Source organism: Pseudomonas sp. RA_5y_Pfl1_P24 (assembly GCF_963970945.1).
Lineage (GTDB): Bacteria > Pseudomonadota > Gammaproteobacteria > Pseudomonadales > Pseudomonadaceae > Aquipseudomonas > Aquipseudomonas tritici.
On record NZ_CAXAOJ010000004.1, the window covers coordinates 299,404 to 319,447 of the forward strand.

Annotated in this window: 18 protein-coding genes; 12 read left to right on the plus strand and 6 right to left on the minus strand. The window is 58.9% G+C overall.

Annotated features, from left to right (window positions below; all coding sequences use genetic code 11):
• Positions 1 to 66: 66 nt before the first annotated feature.
• Positions 67 to 1,545: a helicase HerA-like domain-containing protein gene (locus AACY30_RS08290; RefSeq protein WP_339470244.1), complete on the plus strand. Its 1,479-nt coding sequence runs from the start codon at positions 67 to 69 to the stop codon at positions 1,543 to 1,545.
• A gap of 4 nt (positions 1,546 to 1,549) precedes the next feature.
• Here the strand turns inward: AACY30_RS08290 and AACY30_RS08295 are convergent, their stop codons facing one another.
• Entirely contained in the window at positions 1,550 to 2,005 is a 456-nt protein-coding gene (locus AACY30_RS08295) for a DUF721 domain-containing protein (protein WP_339470115.1), read from the minus strand.
• 304 nt (positions 2,006 to 2,309) lie between these two features.
• On the opposite strand from AACY30_RS08295, the gene secA reads away from it, so the two are divergent.
• The 3 genes from secA to AACY30_RS08310 all read left to right on the plus strand — a co-directional run bounded on the left by secA (position 2,310) and on the right by AACY30_RS08310 (position 7,353).
• Positions 2,310 to 5,045 carry a preprotein translocase subunit SecA gene (gene secA / locus AACY30_RS08300; RefSeq protein WP_339436027.1) on the plus strand — a complete coding sequence of 912 codons (2,736 nt, stop codon included), beginning with the start codon at positions 2,310 to 2,312 and terminating at the stop codon, positions 5,043 to 5,045.
• Positions 5,046 to 5,168: 123 nt separating this feature from the next.
• On the plus strand, positions 5,169 to 6,386 hold the full coding sequence (gene argJ / locus AACY30_RS08305; protein ID WP_339540144.1) for a bifunctional glutamate N-acetyltransferase/amino-acid acetyltransferase ArgJ: 1,218 nt from the start codon (positions 5,169 to 5,171) through the stop codon (positions 6,384 to 6,386).
• A gap of 22 nt (positions 6,387 to 6,408) precedes the next feature.
• Positions 6,409 to 7,353, plus strand: a complete 945-nt coding sequence (locus AACY30_RS08310) for a Nudix family hydrolase (RefSeq protein WP_339540145.1) — start codon at positions 6,409 to 6,411, stop codon at positions 7,351 to 7,353.
• Positions 7,354 to 7,409: 56 nt separating this feature from the next.
• Here AACY30_RS08310 and AACY30_RS08315 read toward each other — a convergent pair whose 3' ends face one another.
• Genes AACY30_RS08315 through AACY30_RS08325 form a run of 3 tightly spaced genes read right to left on the minus strand, consistent with a single transcriptional unit; the run spans position 7,410 to position 10,991 of the window.
• Entirely contained in the window at positions 7,410 to 7,988 is a 579-nt protein-coding gene (locus AACY30_RS08315) for a cob(I)yrinic acid a,c-diamide adenosyltransferase (RefSeq protein WP_339417218.1), read from the minus strand.
• A gap of 2 nt (positions 7,989 to 7,990) precedes the next feature.
• On the minus strand, positions 7,991 to 10,027 hold the full coding sequence (locus AACY30_RS08320; protein ID WP_339540146.1) for a sensor histidine kinase: 2,037 nt from the start codon (positions 10,025 to 10,027) through the stop codon (positions 7,991 to 7,993).
• Between the two features lie 46 nt (positions 10,028 to 10,073).
• Positions 10,074 to 10,991, minus strand: coding sequence for a putative 2-dehydropantoate 2-reductase (locus tag AACY30_RS08325; protein ID WP_339470119.1), 918 nt, complete (start codon positions 10,989 to 10,991; stop codon positions 10,074 to 10,076).
• A gap of 123 nt (positions 10,992 to 11,114) precedes the next feature.
• Between AACY30_RS08325 and AACY30_RS08330 the strand changes: the two genes are divergently transcribed.
• Both AACY30_RS08330 and AACY30_RS08335 read left to right on the plus strand, forming a co-directional pair.
• Positions 11,115 to 11,600 (plus strand): YajQ family cyclic di-GMP-binding protein, encoded by a 486-nt coding sequence (locus AACY30_RS08330; protein ID WP_159955504.1) that lies wholly within the window; start codon positions 11,115 to 11,117, stop codon positions 11,598 to 11,600.
• A gap of 136 nt (positions 11,601 to 11,736) precedes the next feature.
• Positions 11,737 to 12,579: a mechanosensitive ion channel family protein gene (locus AACY30_RS08335; protein WP_339470120.1), complete on the plus strand. Its 843-nt coding sequence runs from the start codon at positions 11,737 to 11,739 to the stop codon at positions 12,577 to 12,579.
• A 176-nt stretch (positions 12,580 to 12,755) separates the two neighbouring features.
• On the opposite strand, the gene AACY30_RS08340 is transcribed toward AACY30_RS08335, so the two are convergent.
• Entirely contained in the window at positions 12,756 to 14,078 is a 1,323-nt protein-coding gene (locus AACY30_RS08340; RefSeq protein WP_339470121.1) for an OprD family porin, read from the minus strand.
• Positions 14,079 to 14,956: 878 nt separating this feature from the next.
• Here AACY30_RS08340 and AACY30_RS08345 point away from each other — a divergent pair.
• Together AACY30_RS08345 and AACY30_RS08350 are read left to right on the plus strand one after the other, a co-directional pair.
• The gene (locus AACY30_RS08345) at positions 14,957 to 15,382 is read left to right on the plus strand and encodes an HIT domain-containing protein (protein WP_339470122.1); all 426 of its coding nucleotides are present in this window, start codon (positions 14,957 to 14,959) and stop codon (positions 15,380 to 15,382) included.
• 3 nt (positions 15,383 to 15,385) lie between these two features.
• Complete coding sequence (locus AACY30_RS08350) at positions 15,386 to 15,592, plus strand: SlyX family protein (RefSeq protein ID WP_015885618.1); 207 nt, start codon at positions 15,386 to 15,388, stop codon at positions 15,590 to 15,592.
• A 69-nt stretch (positions 15,593 to 15,661) separates the two neighbouring features.
• Here AACY30_RS08350 and AACY30_RS08355 read toward each other — a convergent pair whose 3' ends face one another.
• Complete coding sequence (locus AACY30_RS08355) at positions 15,662 to 16,264, minus strand: cold-shock protein (RefSeq protein WP_339417205.1); 603 nt, start codon at positions 16,262 to 16,264, stop codon at positions 15,662 to 15,664.
• Positions 16,265 to 16,677: 413 nt separating this feature from the next.
• Here AACY30_RS08355 and AACY30_RS08360 point away from each other — a divergent pair, with 413 nt between their 5' ends.
• The 4 genes from AACY30_RS08360 (at position 16,678) to aspS (ending at position 19,953) form a co-directional block, all read left to right on the plus strand.
• Complete coding sequence (locus tag AACY30_RS08360; RefSeq protein WP_003193874.1) at positions 16,678 to 17,151, plus strand: Dps family protein; 474 nt, start codon at positions 16,678 to 16,680, stop codon at positions 17,149 to 17,151.
• Between the two features lie 181 nt (positions 17,152 to 17,332).
• On the plus strand, positions 17,333 to 17,677 hold the full coding sequence (locus tag AACY30_RS08365; RefSeq protein WP_339540147.1) for a ribbon-helix-helix domain-containing protein: 345 nt from the start codon (positions 17,333 to 17,335) through the stop codon (positions 17,675 to 17,677).
• Positions 17,678 to 17,848: 171 nt separating this feature from the next.
• On the plus strand, positions 17,849 to 18,070 hold the full coding sequence (locus tag AACY30_RS08370) for an FmdB family zinc ribbon protein (RefSeq protein WP_010208103.1): 222 nt from the start codon (positions 17,849 to 17,851) through the stop codon (positions 18,068 to 18,070).
• A gap of 107 nt (positions 18,071 to 18,177) precedes the next feature.
• A complete protein-coding gene (gene aspS, locus AACY30_RS08375) occupies positions 18,178 to 19,953 on the plus strand; it encodes an aspartate--tRNA ligase (RefSeq protein ID WP_339540148.1) in 1,776 nt (591 codons plus the stop codon).
• The last annotated feature ends 91 nt before the right edge of the window (positions 19,954 to 20,044 follow it).

Below are 20,044 nucleotides of genomic sequence, written 5' to 3' on the forward strand. Positions count from 1 at the left end.
ACTTTGTGGGTCTCACATAGTCCTGTATCGACCTGACGACAGTAAAGATTAACCATGGGTGACGAAATGCCTGACTCCACGCAACTCCTTATCGGTGCTGACCTTACTGGCCAGCCTATCGCCCAGGCCATGCGCTTGGCCAACCGTCACGGGTTGATCGCCGGCGCCACCGGCATGGGCAAGACCGTCACGTTGCAACGTCTGGCCGAAGCCTTCAGTGATGCCGGCGTGGCAGTGTTTGCCGCCGACATCAAGGGTGACCTGTGCGGCCTGGGCGCTGCGGCGAACCCCCAAGGCAAGGTGGCCGAGCGTATCGCCGGCATGCCTTTCCTGAATTACACGGCCAAGGCTTATCCGGTCACGCTGTGGGACATCCACGGGCAGTCTGGCCATCCGTTGCGCACCACTATCAGCGAAATGGGGCCGTTGTTGCTCGGTAGCCTGCTGGAACTTACCGACAGCCAGCAGTCGGCCCTCTACGCAGCCTTCAAGGTGGCGGATCGCGAAGGCCTGTTGCTTCTGGACCTCAAAGACCTCAAGGCACTGCTTAACCATCTGCGCTATCACCCGGAATTGCTGGGCGAAGACGCAGCGCTGATGACCACTGGTTCCAGCCAGGCATTGTTACGACGCCTAGCGGTGTTGGAACAGCAGGGCGCCGAAGCCTTGTTTGGCGAGCCGGCCTTGCAATTGGAAGATATCCTGCAGCCCACCAGCGACGGGCGCGGGCGCATCCACCTGCTGGACGCCAGCCGCTTGGTGCACGAAGCGCCGAAGGTATACGCGACGTTCCTGCTGTGGCTGTTGGCGGAATTGTTCGAGCAACTGCCCGAGCGCGGTGACGCCGACAAACCGCTGCTCGCACTGTTTTTTGACGAAGCGCATTTGCTGTTCGCCGACACGCCCAAGGCGTTGCAAGAGCGTTTGGAGCAGGTGGTGCGGCTGATTCGTTCGAAAGGCGTTGGCGTGTATTTTGTCACCCAGTCGCCAGGCGACCTGCCGGACAGCGTATTGGCCCAACTCGGCCTGCGCATCCAGCATGGCCTGCGGGCGTTTACCACTAAAGAACAGAAGTCTTTGCGCGCCGTAGCGGACGGCTTCCGGCCAAACCCGGCCTTTGACGCGTTGTCGGTATTGACCGAACTGGGCACGGGTGAGGCTTTGGTGGGCACCTTGCAGGAAAAGGGCACGCCGGAGGTGGTCCAGCGCGTACTGGTCGCACCGCCACAATCACGGATCGGGCCGCTCAGCGAAACCGAGCGCGCTGCCTTGATCGCCAGTTCGCCCTTGCAGCGCCGGTATGACAAACCGATCGATCGGGAATCCGCTTATGAAGTGCTGATGTCACGCAAGGAGCTTGGGCCGACCGAGGAGGCCGCGCCGGCCACCGATGAGCCAAGCTTTACCGACAGGGCCGGGGCGTTTCTCGGCACGACGGCGGGCAAGGCGCTGAAGTCCGCGATGCAGCAAGCCGCCAATCAGATGGGCCGGCAACTGGTGCGTGGTTTATTGGGGTCGTTATTGGGCGGGAGCAAGCGCAAATAGCGAATCAGGGTTTGGGCTTGGCGTGGGCGGCCAGCCGCTCAAGCGCCGCGCGCAAGCCGGGGTCGCTGATCCCGTCGGCCGTTGCCTGAATGGTTTCGGCCGCATTTGTCGAGAGGTCCAGGGTATGACCCTTCACGCCGGGTAGGGGGGTGGGCGGTTGTACTTTGAATTGGACGCGCGTCAAACCCGCAAACTCATCAAAGGTCATCAATTGACGCTGCAGGCGTTTTTGCTGATAACGCAAACGCGTTGCCCAGTGACCATCTGTGACAATAAGCAGCAGGTTCCCCTCACGCCACGACGCCACGCGGCAGTGTTCGCGCGCGGCGGGTTGCAGTTGGCTTTCGAGAAGGCGTTGCAGATGGCCCAAGCGTTGCGCATGGCCAAAGATAGCTTTCAACGGCTTGGCTTCGCGCAGCAACACGGCCGGCGCGCGGGCTGTTAGGGGGCGAAATGCCATTATTGGACACCTTAAGTAACAGAGCGGCCATCTTAGCAGAAAGCGCTTGTATGCCCCCAGGCCATGCCTTCGTGGGTTTTGTGCGTGAAATCAATCAGTAACTTCTTCGCTCCATGGGTTGAAGTTCCAGCAAAAGCCCTTATTTTAAACGTGCCCTCTCACGGCGCCATGCCAGCCTCGCGGAACAACGCCACTTTCCTCACCCACGAATCCGGGTAGAATGCGCGTTCGCATGCGGCCGTGAGGGCTGCTCGGGCCACTGACGGTGCGCCCTCCATCCCTATGTGTGGAAGAACCTGCCGATATGTTTGCGCCTTTGTTAAAGAAACTTTTTGGAAGCAAGAATGAGCGTGAAGTCAAACGCATGCTCAAGACGGTGCAGCTGGTCAATGCCTTCGAAGAGCAGATGGTTGCCCTTTCGGACGAGCAATTGCGCGCCAAGACCGAAGAGTTCAAGGCCCGCATAGCCAAAGGTGAAACCCTCGACAAGCTGCTTCCCGAAGCCTTTGCGGTCGCCCGCGAAGCCGGCAAGCGTGTCATGGGCATGCGCCACTTCGACGTCCAGTTGATCGGCGGCATGACCTTGCATGAAGGCATGATTGCCGAAATGCGTACCGGTGAAGGCAAGACCCTGGTGGCTACCCTGGGAGTTTACCTCAACGCACTGTCCGGCAAGGGCGTGCACGTTGTAACGGTGAACGACTACCTGGCTCGCCGGGACGCCAACTGGATGCGCCCGCTCTATGAATTCCTCGGCCTGACCGTCGGCGTTGTGACGCCGTTCCAGCCGCCGGAAGAGAAGCGTGCCGCCTACGCTGCCGACATCACCTACGGCACCAACAACGAATTCGGTTTCGACTACTTGCGCGACAACATGGCGTTCAGCATGGATGAGAAATTCCAGCGCGAACTCAACTTTGCCGTGATCGACGAAGTCGACTCCATCCTCATCGACGAAGCCCGTACCCCACTGATCATCTCCGGCCAGGCCGAAGACAGCTCGCGCCTGTACACCGAGATCAACAAGTTGATCCCGCGTCTGGAGCAGCACATCGAAGAAGTGGAAGGCGTAGTGACCAAAGAAGGTCACTTCACCATCGATGAGAAGACCCGCCAGGTCGAACTCAACGAAGGCGGCCACCAGTTCGTCGAAGACATGCTCACCCAGATCGGCCTGCTGGCCGAAGGCGAAAGCCTGTACTCGGCGCACAACCTGGGCCTGTTGACCCACGTGTATGCCGGTCTGCGCGCCCACAAGCTGTTCCATCGCAACGTCGAATATATCGTGCAGGACGGCCAAGTCGTTCTGGTTGACGAACACACCGGCCGTACCATGCCGGGGCGTCGTCTGTCCGAGGGCCTGCACCAGGCTATCGAAGCCAAGGAAGTGCTCAACATCCAGGCTGAAAGCCAGACGTTGGCCTCCACCACGTTCCAGAACTACTTCCGTCTGTACAACAAACTGTCCGGCATGACCGGTACGGCCGACACTGAAGCGTTCGAATTCCACCAGATCTACGGTCTGTCGGTGATGGTTATCCCGCCGAACAAGCCGCTGGCGCGTAAGGACTACAACGACCTGGTCTTCCTGACTGCCGACGAGAAATATGCAGCGATCGTCGCCGACATCAAGGAATGCATGACTCACGGCCGTCCAGTGCTGGTGGGTACTGCCACCATCGAAACGTCCGAACACATGTCCAGCCTGCTCAATAAGGAAGGCATCGAGCACAAGGTCCTCAACGCCAAGTTCCACGAAAAAGAAGCCGAGATCATCGCCCAGGCGGGTCGCCCAGGCGCGCTGACCATCGCCACCAACATGGCCGGTCGTGGTACCGACATCCTGTTGGGCGGTAACTGGGAAGTGGAAGTGGCTTCGCTGGAAGACCCGACTCCAGAGCAGATCGCGCAGATCAAGGCGGATTGGCAGAAACGCCACCAGGCCGTGCTGGAATCCGGTGGCCTGCAGGTGATCGCTTCCGAGCGTCACGAATCGCGTCGTATCGACAACCAGCTGCGTGGTCGTGCCGGTCGTCAGGGTGACGCCGGTTCCAGCCGCTTCTACCTGTCTTTGGAAGACAGCCTGATGCGCATCTTCGCCTCGGACCGCGTGAAGAATTTCATGAAGGCTTTGGGCATGCAGTCCGGTGAAGCGATCGAGCACCGCATGGTGACCAACGCCATCGAGAAGGCACAGCGCAAGGTTGAAGGGCGTAACTTCGATATTCGTAAGCAACTGCTCGAGTTCGATGACGTCAACAACGAACAGCGTAAAGTGATCTATCACATGCGTAACACGTTGCTGGCCGCCGACAACATTGGCGAGACCATTGCTGACTTCCGTCAGGACGTGCTCAACGCCACCGTCAGCGCTCACATCCCGCCACAATCCCTGCCAGAGCAGTGGGATGTTGCCGGCCTGGAAGCGGCATTGAAGAGCGACTTCGGTGTCGACTTGCCGGTTCAGCAATGGCTGGACGAAGACGATCACCTGTACGAAGAGACGCTGCGCGAGAAGCTGATGGCCGAGCTGCTGGCTGCGTACAACGAGAAAGAAGAGCAGGCGAGTGCCGAAGCACTGCGCACGTTCGAGAAGCAAATCGTACTGCGCGTGCTGGACGACCTGTGGAAAGACCACCTGTCGACCATGGACCACCTGCGTCACGGCATCCACCTGCGTGGCTACGCCCAGAAGAACCCGAAGCAGGAGTACAAGCGCGAGTCGTTCACGTTGTTCTCCGAACTGCTGGATTCGATCAAGCGCGATTCGATCCGCGTGCTGTCCCATGTTCAGGTGCGTCGCGAAGACCCGATCGAGGAAGAGGCCCGCCTGCGCGAGGAGGCCGAGGCACTGGCGGCACGCATGCAGTTCCAGCATGACGAGGCGCCAGGTCTGGAAGCCCCTGAAGTACTGGCCGAAGAGACTGATGTGGCCCTGGCTCAAACCCCGGTTCGCAACGACCAGAAGCTGGGTCGCAACGAGCTGTGCTATTGCGGTTCGGGCAAGAAGTTCAAACACTGCCACGGCCAGATCGAATAAGATTTCTGCCTGACGCTGCAACACCCTGCGCCGCGACCGGCCTCTGCCGTCGCGGCGTTTTGCCATTAATTTCGCCGTCGATCATGACGGTACAGACATCACCCATTTTTAAGGAGCGCATTCATGGCTGTTGGTCTTGGTCCTTTGCCCACATTGCACCCGGTTGCCGGTTTTGAACTGGGTATCGCTTCGGCCGGCATCAAACGCCCGGGTCGCAAGGATGTGGTGGTGATGCGTTGCGCCGAAGGCTCGACCGTCGCCGGGGTGTTCACCCTCAATGCGTTCTGTGCCGCGCCGGTGATCCTGGCCAAGCAACGCGTGGCTGGCACCATCCGTTACTTACTGACCAACACCGGCAATGCCAACGCCGGGACCGGCGAGCCTGGCCTGGTTGCTGCTGCTCGCACCTGCGCCAAGCTGGCCCAGTTGACCGGCGTCGACGCCAGCCACGTGCTGCCGTACTCCACTGGCGTAATCGGTGAGCCGCTGCCCGTGGAAAAAATCGAAGGCGCACTGCAAGCCGCACTCGATGACCTGTCTGTGGATAACTGGGCGGCAGCGGCTACCGGCATCATGACCACCGACACCCTGCCAAAAGGCGCGAGCCGCCAGTTCGTGCACGACGGCGTGACCGTCACCGTGACAGGCATCAGCAAGGGCGCAGGCATGATCCGCCCGAACATGGCCACCATGCTCGGTTACATCGCCACCGACGCCAAAGTCTCTCGCGACGTGCTGCACAGCTTGATCCTGGACGGCGCCAACAAGTCGTTCAACCGCATCACCATCGATGGCGATACCTCGACCAACGACTGCTGCATGCTGATCGCCACCGGCCAGGCCAACCTGCCGGAAATCACCGAGGCCAGCGGCCCGCTGTTCGCGGCCTTGAAGCAGGCAGTGTTCGAAGTGTGCATGGACGTGGCCCAGGCCATCGTGCGTGACGGCGAGGGTGCGACCAAGTTTGTGACGGTTGAAGTCAACGGCGGCGGCAATCACCAGGAATGCCTGGATGTCGGTTACACCGTGGCTCACTCGCCACTGATCAAGACCGCATTGTTCGCCTCTGACCCTAACTGGGGCCGTATCCTGGCAGCAGTCGGCCGTGCCGGCGTGCCAGACCTGGACGTGAGCAAGATCGACGTGTTTCTCGGTGATGTGTGCATTGCCAGCCGTGGCGCCCGCGCCGAGACCTACACCGAAGCCCAAGGCTCGGCGGTGATGCTGCAGGAAGAAATCACCATCCGCATCGAGCTCGGTCGCGGCGAGTGCAGCGAAACCATCTGGACCACCGACCTGTCCCACGAGTACGTGAAGATCAACGCGGAATACCGTACCTGATAGCAAAAAAAGGAAAAGCGCGGTGAAACGAGTGCATGTAGCAGCAGCGGTGATCCGCGGTGTCGACGGCAGGATCCTGCTGGCGCGCCGCGCCGATACCCAGCATCAGGGCGGCCTCTGGGAGTTTCCTGGAGGCAAGGTGGAGGCTGATGAGTCGGTCGCCAGCGCACTGTCCCGCGAATTGCAGGAAGAGCTGGGCATCCAGGTCACCACGGCGCGGCCGCTGATCAAGGTGCAACATGATTACCCGGACAAGCAGGTGTTGCTGGATGTCTGGGAAGTCTCGGCCTTTACCGGCGAACCCCACGGCGCCGAAGGGCAGCCGCTGGAATGGGTTGCCCCTCGGGACCTGCTCAACTATGAGTTCCCGGCAGCCAATGCGCCGATTGTGGCGGCTGCGCGTTTGCCGGCTGAATACCTGATCACCCCTGGCGAGCTGGAAACCCCGACACTGTTGCGCGGTATCCAGCAAGCCATCGCCGGCGGCATCAAGCTGGTTCAGTTGCGTGCACCCAACGGCTACGACCCCAAATACCGCGATCTTGCGGTGGATGCGGTGGGTTTGTGCGCGGGCAAGGCCCAGTTGATGCTCAAGGGGCCATTTGAGTGGTTGGGGGATTTTCCTTCGGCGGGCTGGCACATGACTTCGGCGCAACTGCGTAAATATGCGAGCAAAGGCCGGCCGCTGCCTAAAGATCGCTGGTTGGCGGCGTCTTGCCACACTGCCGAGGAGTTGGCGCTGGCGGAAATGATGGACGTGGATTTTGTCACGCTGTCGCCAGTGCAGCCGACGCAGACTCATCCTGATGCACAGCCGTTGGGTTGGGAGCAGGCGGCTGAGTTGATCAGCGGGTTCAGCAAACCGGTGTTTCTGTTGGGTGGAGTTGGGCCTGCTGAGCGGGAAAAGGCTTGGGAGGCTGGGGCTCAAGGTGTCGCTGGGATCAGGGCGTTCTGGCCCGAGGCATGAAACTCCACCGTAGCAGCTGCCTCGCTTGAGCTCGACAGCTGCTACGCGAGGGTTTGTCAGTGAGGCTTGGCCGCTGCCTGCCACAACACCTCAGCAACACCCTGACGCCTGGCAATCACCCGCGCCGCCACAAACAACAAATCCGACAATCGATTGATATACGCCAACCCGACCCCTTCTAACGGCTCCACCGCATTCAAGTGCTGACACCGCCGCTCCGCAGTGCGTGCCAGGCTGCGGCATACATGGGCCTGGGCGATCAACGCCGAGCCACCGGGCAGGATGAAGTTCTCCAGCGGGCCCACTTCCTCATTCCAGCGATCAATTGCCGCTTCCAGCCGATCCACTTCTGCCGCATTCAATGCCTTGTACACCGGCATGGCCAACTCACCGCCCAAGTCGAACAGTCGATGCTGGCAAGGCGTGAGTACTTCAACCACATCCATCAACTCAGGGTGCTTGCCGCTTTGCTCTTCAAGATTGGCCAGCAGCAACCCCAACTGGCTGTTCAGCGTATCCACTTCACCAATGGCTTCCACCCGTGGGTGGTCCTTGGGCACGCGGCGGCCGTCGCCCAGGCCGGTTTCGCCGGTGTCGCCAGTGCGGGTGTAGATCTTCGACAGGCGAAAGCCCATGGTCAGTGCTCCAGTTGGTTCAATTCGTAGGCGGGCAGTTGGCTGCCGGCCAAGGGTAGGCGCAGGGTGAAGCAGGTGCCTTGGCCGAGGGTGGAGTGCACCTCCATCTGGCCTTTGTGGTTGTTGGTGATGATGAAATAGGACACCGACAGCCCAAGCCCGGTGCCCTGGCCGATTTCCTTGGTGGTAAAGAACGGTTCGAAGGTGCGCTTACGCACGTTCTCGCTCATGCCGATGCCGTTGTCTTCCACCTGGATCTCCGCCCACGGCGGGTTGAGACGGGTACGCAGGATAATGTGCCCCGGCTCACTACCGTCTGCACGCAGGTGGATGGCCTGGGCGGCATTTTTCAGCAGGTTGAGCAGCACCTGTTCCAACTCGTTGGCAGTGCCCGGAACCGGGCCCAGTTGGGGGTCGAACTGGCGGGTGATCGCCAGACCCTTGAAGTCAAAGCCGATAGCAAGGTCGAAGTCGTTACCGGCGATTTCCACGGCTTGGTCGATCAGCGCCGGCAAATCGCAAGGCGCCATTTGCCGGTTGCTACGGCGGCTGAAACTGAGCATATGGGTGACGATCTTCGCCGCCCGGGCTCCGGCCTGCTGAATACCATCGAGCAGTTGCGGCACTTCGCGGCCTTCGAGGTAACGGTTGACCGTGTCCAGTTCGATGCCAGCCTGTTCAGCGTGCTCCAGGTTCTTGGGTAGGTCGGGAGACAAGCGGCGGCGGATGTTCTGCACGTTATGCAGGATCGCCCCCAGCGGGTTATTGATCTCATGGGCCATACCAGCGGCGAGGCCACCCACAGAGAGCATTTTTTCCGACTGCACCATCATTTCTTCCAGGGACAGGCGCTGGGTGATGTCATCGATCCGGATCACCACGCCACGCCCAGCGCCCCCCATCAGCGGGTAGAAGGTCAGGGCATAGTGCTTGGGTTCATCGTCTTTGAACCACGTGACGCGCTCGATGCGCTCCACCGTGTGCTGTTCTACGGCTGCCCTGATCTGCGGCAGGTACGGTTTGAGCGGCTGGAACGCCAGGTAAATCGGCTGGTTCAGGGCTTCATCCAGGCGCGTGCCGGAGAGGGCGCTGGCCTCCTGGTTCCATTGGGTGACGTAGAGCTGTTCATCCAGGGCGATCAGCGCTGAGGGCATCGAGTCGATGATACTGTTCAGATAGTTCTGAAACCCGGTGAGCTTTTTCTCGATCTTGCTGCGAACCTGGACTTCCAGTTCGAGCTTGCGATTGGTGTGGCGCGTTTCTTCGGCCAGGCCTTGGGCCTGGTCATAGGCGGCCTGGGAGTCGTCACGCGCACGCTTGAGTTGCTGCTCGCGCGCTTCGATACGCGACAGCATGGTGTTGAAGGCTTCGGCCAGGCTGCCGATTTCATCGTGATTGCCGCGGCCGGCGCGCAGGGCGTAGTTCTCTTCGCGGGTGACTTGGCGCGAGAGTTCTTCCAGTTCGTGGATCGGACGGGTGATCAGGCGTTTGATCTGGCGGGCAATGACCAGCCACAGCAGCACGCTGAAAATCAGGATACCCAGGCTGGCCGTGAGCGTGCCGGTATAGAACGCCACCGGCAATTCACTGCTGGCCACCAGCAACAGATGCCCGGACGGCTGGCCCGCACGGGGCAGGGTGATGATCTGATTGCTGCGAAACTCGGTGACACGCCAGGCTTCGATGTGCCGGTAGTGGTCCGGCAGGTGCAGGCGGTCGCCGTGTTGCATCTGCGCCAAAAGGTTGCCAGCACCGTCGTACAGGGCGGCGGCACGCAGGGGGGAATAGCTGGTCAGCTCATTGAGCAGGGCGTCAGCTTTCGCGGGCGACTCGAGGGCCTCGGCGGCGAGCGCGGGGTTGGACACCAGGCGGCCAATGGCCTGCAACGCCTGGGGCGCCATGCTTTCCTGGGAGATCCAGTAGGCAGCGCTGATAAAAGTCAGGTTGGCCACCAGCAAGACGGTGGTCAGCAGCACCAGCAGGGCTGCCAGCAGTTTCTGCCCGACCGGTAAGTTTTCAAGACGCTGGCGCAACGGCATCAGGGTTTTCCCAGGCAATAGACAGACGGGCAGGGTAGCGCGTGGCTCAGTCGCGGGGCAATCCGCGCGCGAGTAACTGCTCGACCAGGCGTACTTGCAGCTGTTGCAAATGCGGCAGGCTCAACTGATGACGGCTGGCTGCCTGGCAAGCATAGCCCAATAGATAGCTGATTTCGGTGCGTCGGCCGGCGGCCACGTCCTGGAACATGGAGGAGTAGTTGGCGGCCGTGGCGTGGATTACCCGTTCCACTTCTTGCAGCAGGTCCTGCGCGGCTGCGGCTTGGCCGCAGCATTCCAGCAGTTCACCGAGTTCGGCGCAGAGGGTGGCGACTTCGCAGTGATGGGCTTGCAGTTCTCCATTGCGGCACTGGTACAGCACCGTCAGTGGGTTGATCGCGCAATTGAGGGCCAATTTACGCCACAGCCGCGTGAGGATATCGGTGCTCCAATCGTGGGGGATGCTGGCGGCGTTCAAATCATCGAGCCAAAGTGGCGGGGTAGGGTGGCTGGCGTCTCCCAGCCAGGTATAGCCATGGCCGGCGAACACCACGCGCCAGTCGCCATCGCGAAATGCGCCTTCGGTGCTGGAGGCAAAGATGCAGCGAACCTGGGGCAGTTGCGCGGCCATTGCGTCTTGGCTGCCCAGGCCGTTCTGCAACAGGATCAGCTCGGCATCGGGTGTCAGTCGATGTTGCAACTGTGCGACAGCATCTTGGGCGTCGTAGGCTTTGCACGCTACCAGCAGGCGATGAATCGGTTCGGGGCTGTCGGGCGTTTCGCCGATGACTGGGTAAGTGTGTTCGACGCCTTGTTCTATCAGGGTCAGCCCTTTGGCGGCCTGATAACTGGCCAGGCGTGCCTCATCGCGCAGGATCAACCTTACGGGCACGCCCGCACGTGCCAGGCGAGTGGCCCAGAGTGTGCCCAGGCTGCCAGCGCCGAGAATATGCCAGGTGGTCGACATCAGTTTGTGCTCCGTAGGGTCGCTCACAGTGAACGCGGCGAAAGAACCGCTATAATGCTCCGGCATTTTAGCTCGGGCGCGCTCCATCTCTACTGAGCCCGCCCCTTATATTGGAGAAATGACATGCCTTCGTTCGACGTGGTATCCGAACTGGACAAACACGAAGTCACCAACGCCGTCGAGAACGCCGTCAAGGAGCTGGATCGCCGCTATGACTTGAAAGGCAAGGGCAGCTTCGAATTCAAGGAAAAGGACCTGACCGTCAACCTGACCGCTGAAGCCGATTTCCAGCTGGAAGCGATGATCGAGATCCTCAAGCTGTCGCTGGTCAAGCGCAAGATCGATGCGCAGTGCCTTGAAATCAAGGACGCCTACGCCTCCGGCAAGCTGATGAAGCAGGAAGCCGTGCTCAAGGAAGGCATCGATAAGGAGCTGGCGAAGAAGATCGTTGCCCACGTCAAGGACGCCAAGCTGAAAGTCCAGGCCGCCATCCAGGGTGAGCAGGTGCGTATCACTGGCAAGAAGCGTGACGACCTCCAAGAGGCCATCGCGGCCTTGCGTGCCAAGACGTTCGATATGCCGCTGCAATTCAATAACTTCCGCGACTGATGGCACACTGGGGAACCCGCGGGCGTTTTTGACGTCCCACGCCCCACACACCTGCGCCCACTCTTGAGCCCTACGGGGCTCAATTGCATTTGTGGCCCGTGAATACGCCGAACATCCGGTAACCAGGAGAATGTTGATGGATTTGAACGCTGAAATGGATCACTTGATCAAGACCTCACAGTCGTGGATCCCGATGATCATGGAATATGGCAGCCGGGTATTGCTCGCTGTAATCACCCTGGCCATTGGTTGGTGGCTGATCAACGTATTTACCCACCGAGTAGGGCGGTTGCTGGCCATCCGTAACGCGGACCTGGCACTGCAGCACTTCGTCACCAGCCTGGCGAACATCGCGCTCAAAGTCATGCTGATTGTCAGCGTGGCCTCAATGATCGGCGTAGCGACCACCTCGTTCGTTGCTGCGATCGGTGCCGCGACCCTGGCCATTGGCCTGGCATTGCAAGGCAGCCTGGCCAACTTCGCCGGCGGCGTATTGATTCTGTTGTTCCGCCCGTTCCGTATTGGTGACTGGATCGAAGCCCAGGGCACCTCGGGTACGGTCGACAGCATCCAGATCTTCCACACTGTGCTGCGTACCGGCGACAACAAGACGGTGATCTTACCTAACGGCATCCTGTCCAACGGCATCATCACCAATACCAATCGTCAGCCGACTCGCAAGGTCGTGTTTGACGTGGGTGTGGACTATGACGCTGACCTGCAGAAAGCTCGCGAAGTGCTGCTGGAGTTGGCGCAAGATCCGCGCGTGCTGGCGGAGCCGATGGCTGTGGCCGTGGTTTCAACCTTGGGCGACAGTTCGATCACCGTGTCCCTGCGCTGCTGGACCAAGACGTCGGATTACTGGGATTTGGTGTTCTTGTTCAATGAGCTGGCACGTGACCGTTTGAAAGCGGTGGGAATTGATATTCCGTTTCCGCAGCGGGTTATTCGGGTGGTGCAGGAAACAGCCGAGAAGTAATAAATAACGATTGTTGCAAGGCAACGTGGGCGAAAAGTCGGACTCAGTGATGGTTAGTTTGCTAGCTATGTAATTTGAAGCCCTGACAGTAATAAAATAGACATAAAAAAACCGCGTACCCGAACAGGTATGCGGTTTTTTTATTGCATTTAAACGGTAATCGAACTACCGGTTAATTACAAAATGCTCAACGGGTATTCGACAATCAGACGAGTGTCATTGTTGTCAGCGGAATAACCACTGTAGGCACCGTTAGAGCGATACATGGCGAAGCGCAGGCGGAACGACAGGTCTTTGGCCGGTCCGCTTTGCATAACGTACTTGGACTCTGCGTCCCACTCGTTTTCCTTGCCTTCACCCAAGCCATTGGTCTTGATGTTGTCACCTTTGACGTAGCGGGTCATGAAGCTCAGGCCAGGAACACCGTAGGTCGCCATGTTGATGTCGTAACGAGCCTGCCAGGAACGTTCGTCGCGACCCACGAAGTCGGAGATCTGGATCGAGTTGGAGACGAAGATCGTACCGTTACCGTCGACGCCATAGTAGTAGCCGTTGTCACCGCTGGAGCGTTGGTGAGCGATCGTGAACTTGTGAGCGCCAATGCTGTAGGCGGCTTGCAGGCTCCACAGGTTGTTGTCTACACCCCGAGTACCGTCGCCGATCATATCGACCTGGTCACCACGCTTGTCACCCCGGGTACGGTACCCGTTGAGATCGAAGTTCAGCGATTGGGTGTCGCTCATCGGAAAGGTGTAGTTCAGATTGACATACTGCTTCTTGAAGTACTGATCAACATCCGACGCTGCGAAAGTGCCGGTAAGGCCTTCGGTAAATGCGTAGGTTGCGCCGAAGATATTGGCTGCGGTCAGACCTTTGCCATTGTCGAAGCCGTCGGAAACACCGCTGATGCTGTCGCGGCCCATGCCGGTTTGCTTGCTCAGGGCGGTGAAGCGACCTGCACTCAGCTCCAGGCCTTTGATTTCAGTGGAGGTGATCATAGTGCCCGTAGCGATTTCAGGCAGCAGGCGGCTGTCATCAGTCGAGAACACAGGGCTGGCGACGGTTTGTTGACCGTATTTCAAAACAGTATCGGAAATACGGAACTTGATGGCCGCGCCGCCCTTGGACTGAGTCCGTTCAGGGTTGCCATCACTGTCATTGGCGAACAGGCCGTTACCGCGACGGCCCGAACCGCCATCCAGCTTGGCCGAGCCCATCACGAATGCGTCAAGGCCAACACCAACGGTACCTTGCGTGAAGCCGGACTTGTATTGGAGCAGCTCACTGATACCGGTATCTTGACGATAGCCGCTTGTGCTCGAAGAAGGGTTACTCGCGCCATTCTTGTAATCACGGTTCATGTATTCCATCCGAGACTTGGCCGTGAGGCTTTGATCTTCGAGGAAACCCTTGGATTCGTCTTGAGAAGACGCCATTGCGAACTGCGTAGTGCCTGCTGAGACAGCCAGGGCGATCATGCTCCACTTCATCACGCGCATCGTGATTTGCTCCTTTGGTTTTAGGAAGAGTACTGCCGTCCCACCTGTATTTTTGTCTGGGCGGCTCTTTCTTTTTGTGTCGGCGCAAAGTTATATCACGCTGACAATGTTGGCGATACTTGCCCCACTTTCCTTTCAGCTTCTTTACGAGCGACGAGCGGGTCGTAAATTGCTAGATCCATGTCGCAATTTCACAGCCTCACTGTAGCGAGACTGACAACTTCAATGCGGTGTCCAAACCGTTAAAAGCGCGTAGAAAACGTGACTTTAAAGTTTGAAATCTTCCCTGGTGCACACTGAACCGCTGTTTTTTCATCGCGAAACACCTGGATCCCTTCAGGTGCCGTTGCCGACGATAGGGGGATGAATGCAACAAGCGCGCCCAAACCGAAAATTGAATGTCATTTTTTCGTGAAAAACGTTGCAGCTTCGTGAAAACCGCATAAGCACGGGGTTTTTACGCCGATTGGTTTGGCCGCGATGCCCATGCTCTTTGGCTGTCCGCGAGTGCATAAATCCTTAATCTTGCAAAAACGTTACCCGTTCACCCCATTCGGTGGGTAGACGGAGGCTCGCTTTGAGGCATGAGTGGGTCATTTTGGTGCAATAACCCTCATGGCTCGATGTGCAGTGATGGCTCAATGCCTTTTTGTGTTGAGGCCTCTGTATCGAGGGTCTCGTCGCAATGGTTCGACCAGCATCTGGCCAATCGCTGAAGTATTGGTCATTGAGCGTAGTCGAAATATTCGACTGTCTCGAAATGGTGCGCATTTTTTTTGCCATGCGTTGCCAATGCGCCTCTGGCGCGGCGTGAAGCAGTACCGATTCGCAGGTATGCTATCGGCCTTGAACCTGTCCTGCCGAACGGAGTGCCTGCGGTGTTCGCTTTAGATCAACGCCTTCAACAAGACACGCTGGTCATTGGGGATTTCCCCCTCTGTCGCCTGCTGCTGTCCAATGACTCGAACTACCCTTGGTTCATCCTGGTGCCGCGTATCAACGGTATCAGCGAAGTGTTTCAGCTGGATGTCACCGACCAGCAGCGCTTATGGCAAGAAACCACCGCCTTGGCGCAATTGCTGAATGAAGGCCTTGCGGCTGAAAAGATGAATATCGGCGCACTGGGCAACGTAGTCAGTCAGTTGCACGTGCACGTGATCGTGCGCAAACGCGACGACGCCGCTTGGCCGGCGCCGGTGTGGGGCAGGCATCCGGCCCAGCCTTACACCGATGAGCAAGTGACAGCCATCCGCGCTCGTCTGCGTGAGCTGCTGCCTGCCGATTTCATCTTTACCCAGGGCTGAATTATGGATTTGCAAGATCGCGTTACCGACCTGGAAAGCCGGCTGGCCTTCCAGGACGACACCATCGAGACCCTCAATGATATTCTGGTCACGCAGCAACGTGCGGTCGAGCGCCTGCAGTTGCAGATGACCGCGCTGCTCAAGCGCCAGGAAGAGATGGGCGGCCAATTCGAGACATCGGAAGAAGAAGCGCCGCCGCCTCACTATTAATAGCCGCGCATAAAAAAACCGCGATCCAGCAATGCTGGCTCGCGGTTTTTTTTGCTGCGAAGGCGCGTATCAGCGACGCGGCAGTGCAGCGATCACGTCTTCGGCTTGCAGGCCTTTGTCGCGATTCATGACGGAGAATTCCACGCGCTGGCCTTCCACCAGGACGCGATGGCCTTCGCCGCGAATGGCCCGGAAGTGGACGAAGATATCGTCGCCCGAATCGCGGGAAATAAAGCCGAAGCCCTTGGACGTGTTGAACCACTTGACGGTACCGGTATCCCGATTGGTCATGTCGTAGGTTGGCGACGAGGCCGCAGGAGACGAACGGTAGAAGCTGATGGCCAAGTGAAGAACGATGGCGACCACAGCAATCACCAGGCTGAGCAGGATGGCCGGGTGGCCACCGACTTCAGGCATGGGGGCCAGGAGGGTGAGGGTTTGTACGACAACGGTCAGCACCAGCAGCGCGCTGACCAGGTTTTGCAGTTGATGACGTGTGCCTTTGTTCCAGTAAGGGATCACGGGTGCCAGCGTCAGGTTAAGAAGGCCGAACAAGGCCAGGTACAGAGCGTCGTGTTGTTCCAGGTAGGGAGGGCTTCCCTGTTGCAAGCTCGGTATAAAGGACAGCAGCAAAGCTGCAACGCCCGTTAGCAGGTGGACGATTTTCAACATTTTGATTAACTCACGTTAAGACGGATCACGAGGAAGAGCTGACTGGCACGGTTCGCTTCTGAACAATGGGAGGCGTTGGGCACGTGCGCGGGTATCAGCCTATGTCGCTGCCGCAGAAAGTAACGGCGACGACACGCCGTCTATTTAACAGCAAAGGCTGTGCCTACTCAAATCAAGCATTTCGGGGTGTTGCAAGGAGGACCGCATTTCTGCGTCAAACGCTTGTCCTAGACACGTGCAGGCCATTCAAGCGGCTGGTAGAGATATTTCCCACATGGCTCGACGGCTGCGGCTGCGCCGTTTGGCAGGTTACACCGGGGCGAATTGCCGCTCCGGGCTGCGCATCACCGGCACTCTTGCTAGAGTGGTCCTGCACCTGATCAACAAATGCTTGTCAATTGAAGGGGATAAACATGGCAATCGATATCGGTATCAGTGAAGAAGATCGTAAATCCATCGTCGATGGGCTTTCACGACTGCTTTCCGATACCTACGTACTGTATCTGAAGACCCACAACTTCCATTGGAACGTCACGGGCCCCATGTTCCGTACGTTGCACCTGATGTTTGAAGAGCAGTACAACGAGTTGGCCCTGGCGGTGGACTCCATTGCCGAGCGTATCCGTGCCCTGGGTTTCCCGGCGCCGGGTGCCTATTCGATCTATGCCCGCCTTTCTTCTATCAAGGAAGAAGAGGGCGTACCCAGTGCCGAAGAGATGATCAAGCAACTGGTGGCTGGTCAGGAAGCCGTCACTCGCACAGCGCGCGGCATCTTCCCATTGCTCGACAAGGTCAGCGATGAGCCGACGGCCGACCTGTTGACCCAGCGTATGCAGGTTCACGAGAAAACCGCGTGGATGCTGCGTTCGCTGCTTGAAAACCAGTAAACGCCGACCCTGAGTGGCGCCGTCCTGGCGCCGCTCGCTTGTTTCCGCGCATTTCCTGGCGTTGTCCTACGCCGATCAACTCCCGCGTCTTCTGGCTGCCCGTTGCTCGCTGCTGTTTTATAGGGCCACTGCCCAAGGGGATATCCCGTGGGCTGCTGTTTGGCAATGGAGTGTCAGGTGTATGTCACGTGGAGTCGGTAATGGAGTGATGGAAACCGGTGGTTTTCATAAGATACAGGTCGACCCTTTTGCAAAAGGGTTCGATATGGGACTGGCCAAGCCATTGTCTCGGTCGGTGAGGCTCAATGGGTTTTCCACTTGTCTGCGGCTGGAGCAGATCTATTGGAATATCCTCACGGAAATAGCCAGGATCAACGCCTGTTCAGTCAGTGCGTTGCTGTCTTACGTCGATCGGGAAGTGCACTTGCGTTATGGCGGTGTGAAGAACTTCAGTGGGTTGGTCAGGGTGGTGTGCGTGGTTTACCTCTTGAAAGGGCGTATTGAACCTTCATACTCACCGGGGTAGTCACCGGGCACCGGGGCCGGCCCATGTATGAGCTGAGGTGGGTAAGGCTCAGGACAGAAAGCCGGCTGCGCTGCCTCGATTTACCAGATATAATCCCGCGCTTTGCTACGCATGCTGCGAACCCGCAGGGCAGGCGTGGCGCAGTAACGATCTGATCGCCGAGACATCTCCATGCCCATGTACGACTATCAATGCGCTTCCTGTGGTCATCAGTTGGAAGCCATTCAGAAGATCAGCGCCGCGCCGTTGGTCGATTGCCCTGCCTGCCAGGCTCCGGAGCTCAAGAAGATGTTGTCCATGCCGGGCTTCCGCTTGAGCGGCAGCGGCTGGTACGAGACCGACTTCAAGACCGGCTCGAAGAAGAACCTGGCCGGCGGCGACAAAGCAGACTGAGTTGAACTCTACGCGCAGGCTCCTGCATTATCCGTCCCCTGCTTTAATGTACGGTGACGAGGCGGGCCTCCACCGAATTTCGAATTACGAGAAGTGAAACCACTACCATGATGCGCAGCCACTATTGCGGCCAACTGAACGAGACCCTGGAAGGTCAGGAAATCACCCTTTGCGGATGGGTTCACCGTCGCCGCGACCACGGCGGGGTCATCTTCCTCGATATCCGTGATCGTGATGGTCTGGCCCAAGTGGTGTTCGACCCGGATCGCGCCGAGAGCTTCGCCGCCGCCGACCGCGTGCGCAGCGAATACGTTGTGAAGATCACCGGCAAGGTTCGCCTGCGTCCCGCTGGCGCTGTGAACAAGAACATGGCGTCCGGCGGCATCGAAGTGCTGGGCTACGAGCTGGAAGTGCTGAACGAGTCGGAAACCCCGCCGTTCCCACTCAATGAGTACTCCGACGTGGGCGAAGAAACCCGCCTGCGCTACCGCTTCCTGGACCTGCGTCGTCCGGAAATGGCCGAGAAGCTGCGCCTGCGTTCGCGCATGACCACCAGCATCCGCCGCTTTCTCGACGAAAACGGCTTCCTGGACGTTGAAACGCCGATCCTGACCCGGGCCACCCCGGAAGGCGCGCGTGACTACCTGGTGCCTAGCCGTACCCACGCCGGCAGCTTCTTCGCTTTGCCGCAATCGCCGCAGTTGTTCAAGCAACTGCTGATGGTGGCCGGCTTCGACCGTTACTACCAGATCGCCAAGTGCTTCCGTGACGAAGACCTGCGCGCCGACCGCCAGCCGGAATTCACCCAGATCGACATCGAGACCAGTTTCCTCGATGAAAAAGAGATCATGGGCCTCACCGAGCAAATGATCCGCAACCTGTTCAAGGAAGTGCTGGACCTGGAGTTCGGCGAATTCCCGCACATGACCTTCGAAGAAGCCATGCGCCGCTACGGTTCCGATAAGCCAGACCTGCGTAACCCGCTGGAACTGGTGGACGTGGCCGACCAGCTCAAGGAAGTCGACTTCAAGGTGTTCAGCGGCCCGGCCAACGATCCTAAATGCCGCATCGCCGCCCTGCGCGTGCCTGGCGGCGCGAGCATGCCGCGCAAGCAGATCGACGATTACACCAAGTTCGTCGGCATCTACGGTGCCAAGGGCCTGGCATACATCAAGGTCAACGAGCGCGCCAATGGCGTTGAGGGTCTGCAATCGCCGATCGTCAAGAACATCCCGCTGGACAACCTGAACGCGATCCTCGATCGCGTCGGTGCGGTCGATGGCGACATCGTGTTCTTCGGCGCCGACAAATCCAAGATCGTCAGCGAAGCGCTGGGCGCACTGCGCATCAAGCTGGGCACCGACCTCGACCTGCTGACCTGCAAGTGGGCACCGATGTGGGTTGTCGACTTCCCGATGTTCGAAGAGAACGACGACGGCAGCTTCAGCGCCTTGCACCACCCGTTCACCGCGCCGAAGTGCACGCCGGCAGAGCTGGAAGCCAATCCGGCTGGCGCTCTGTCCCGTGCCTACGACATGGTGTTGAACGGTACTGAGCTGGGTGGCGGCTCGATCCGTATCCACCGCAAAGAGATGCAACAGTCGGTCTTCCGTCTGCTGGGTATCAACGAAGCGGAACAGGAAGAGAAATTCGGCTTCCTGCTCGACGCCCTGAAATACGGTGCACCGCCCCACGGTGGCCTGGCCTTCGGCCTGGACCGCCTGGTGATGCTGATGACCGGCGCCCAGTCGATCCGTGAAGTGATCGCCTTCCCGAAAACCCAGAGTGCTGCGGACGTCATGACCCAGGCTCCAGGTGTGGTGGATGCCAAGGCATTGCGCGAACTGCACATTCGTCTGCGTGAGACGCCGAAAGCTGAGTAAGGCCGCAGCGTGAAAGCGCACTGAGGTTTACGCAGTCTAAAAAGGCGCATCTTCGGATGCGCCTTTGCGTTACAAGGGCTGTGCTTTAAAG

Bases quoted from the DNA above. Each gene is read 5' to 3' on its own strand.
- AACY30_RS08335 (WP_339470120.1), top strand. From the start codon at position 11,737: ATGGATTTGAACGCTGAAATGGATCACTTGATCAAGACCTCACAGTCG.
- AACY30_RS08365 (WP_339540147.1), top strand. From the start codon at position 17,333: ATGTCACGTGGAGTCGGTAATGGAGTGATGGAAACCGGTGGTTTTCAT.
- aspS (WP_339540148.1), top strand. From the start codon at position 18,178: ATGATGCGCAGCCACTATTGCGGCCAACTGAACGAGACCCTGGAAGGT.
- AACY30_RS08360 (WP_003193874.1), top strand. From the start codon at position 16,678: ATGGCAATCGATATCGGTATCAGTGAAGAAGATCGTAAATCCATCGTC.
- AACY30_RS08355 (WP_339417205.1), bottom strand. From the start codon at position 16,264: ATGTTGAAAATCGTCCACCTGCTAACGGGCGTTGCAGCTTTGCTGCTG.
- AACY30_RS08295 (WP_339470115.1), bottom strand. From the start codon at position 2,005: ATGGCATTTCGCCCCCTAACAGCCCGCGCGCCGGCCGTGTTGCTGCGC.
- AACY30_RS08325 (WP_339470119.1), bottom strand. From the start codon at position 10,991: ATGTCGACCACCTGGCATATTCTCGGCGCTGGCAGCCTGGGCACACTC.
- AACY30_RS08340 (WP_339470121.1), bottom strand. From the start codon at position 14,078: ATGCGCGTGATGAAGTGGAGCATGATCGCCCTGGCTGTCTCAGCAGGC.
- AACY30_RS08370 (WP_010208103.1), top strand. From the start codon at position 17,849: ATGCCCATGTACGACTATCAATGCGCTTCCTGTGGTCATCAGTTGGAA.
- AACY30_RS08330 (WP_159955504.1), top strand. From the start codon at position 11,115: ATGCCTTCGTTCGACGTGGTATCCGAACTGGACAAACACGAAGTCACC.
- AACY30_RS08290 (WP_339470244.1), top strand. From the start codon at position 67: ATGCCTGACTCCACGCAACTCCTTATCGGTGCTGACCTTACTGGCCAG.
- AACY30_RS08350 (WP_015885618.1), top strand. From the start codon at position 15,386: ATGGATTTGCAAGATCGCGTTACCGACCTGGAAAGCCGGCTGGCCTTC.
- secA (WP_339436027.1), top strand. From the start codon at position 2,310: ATGTTTGCGCCTTTGTTAAAGAAACTTTTTGGAAGCAAGAATGAGCGT.
- AACY30_RS08320 (WP_339540146.1), bottom strand. From the start codon at position 10,027: ATGCCGTTGCGCCAGCGTCTTGAAAACTTACCGGTCGGGCAGAAACTG.
- AACY30_RS08315 (WP_339417218.1), bottom strand. From the start codon at position 7,988: ATGGGCTTTCGCCTGTCGAAGATCTACACCCGCACTGGCGACACCGGC.
- argJ (WP_339540144.1), top strand. From the start codon at position 5,169: ATGGCTGTTGGTCTTGGTCCTTTGCCCACATTGCACCCGGTTGCCGGT.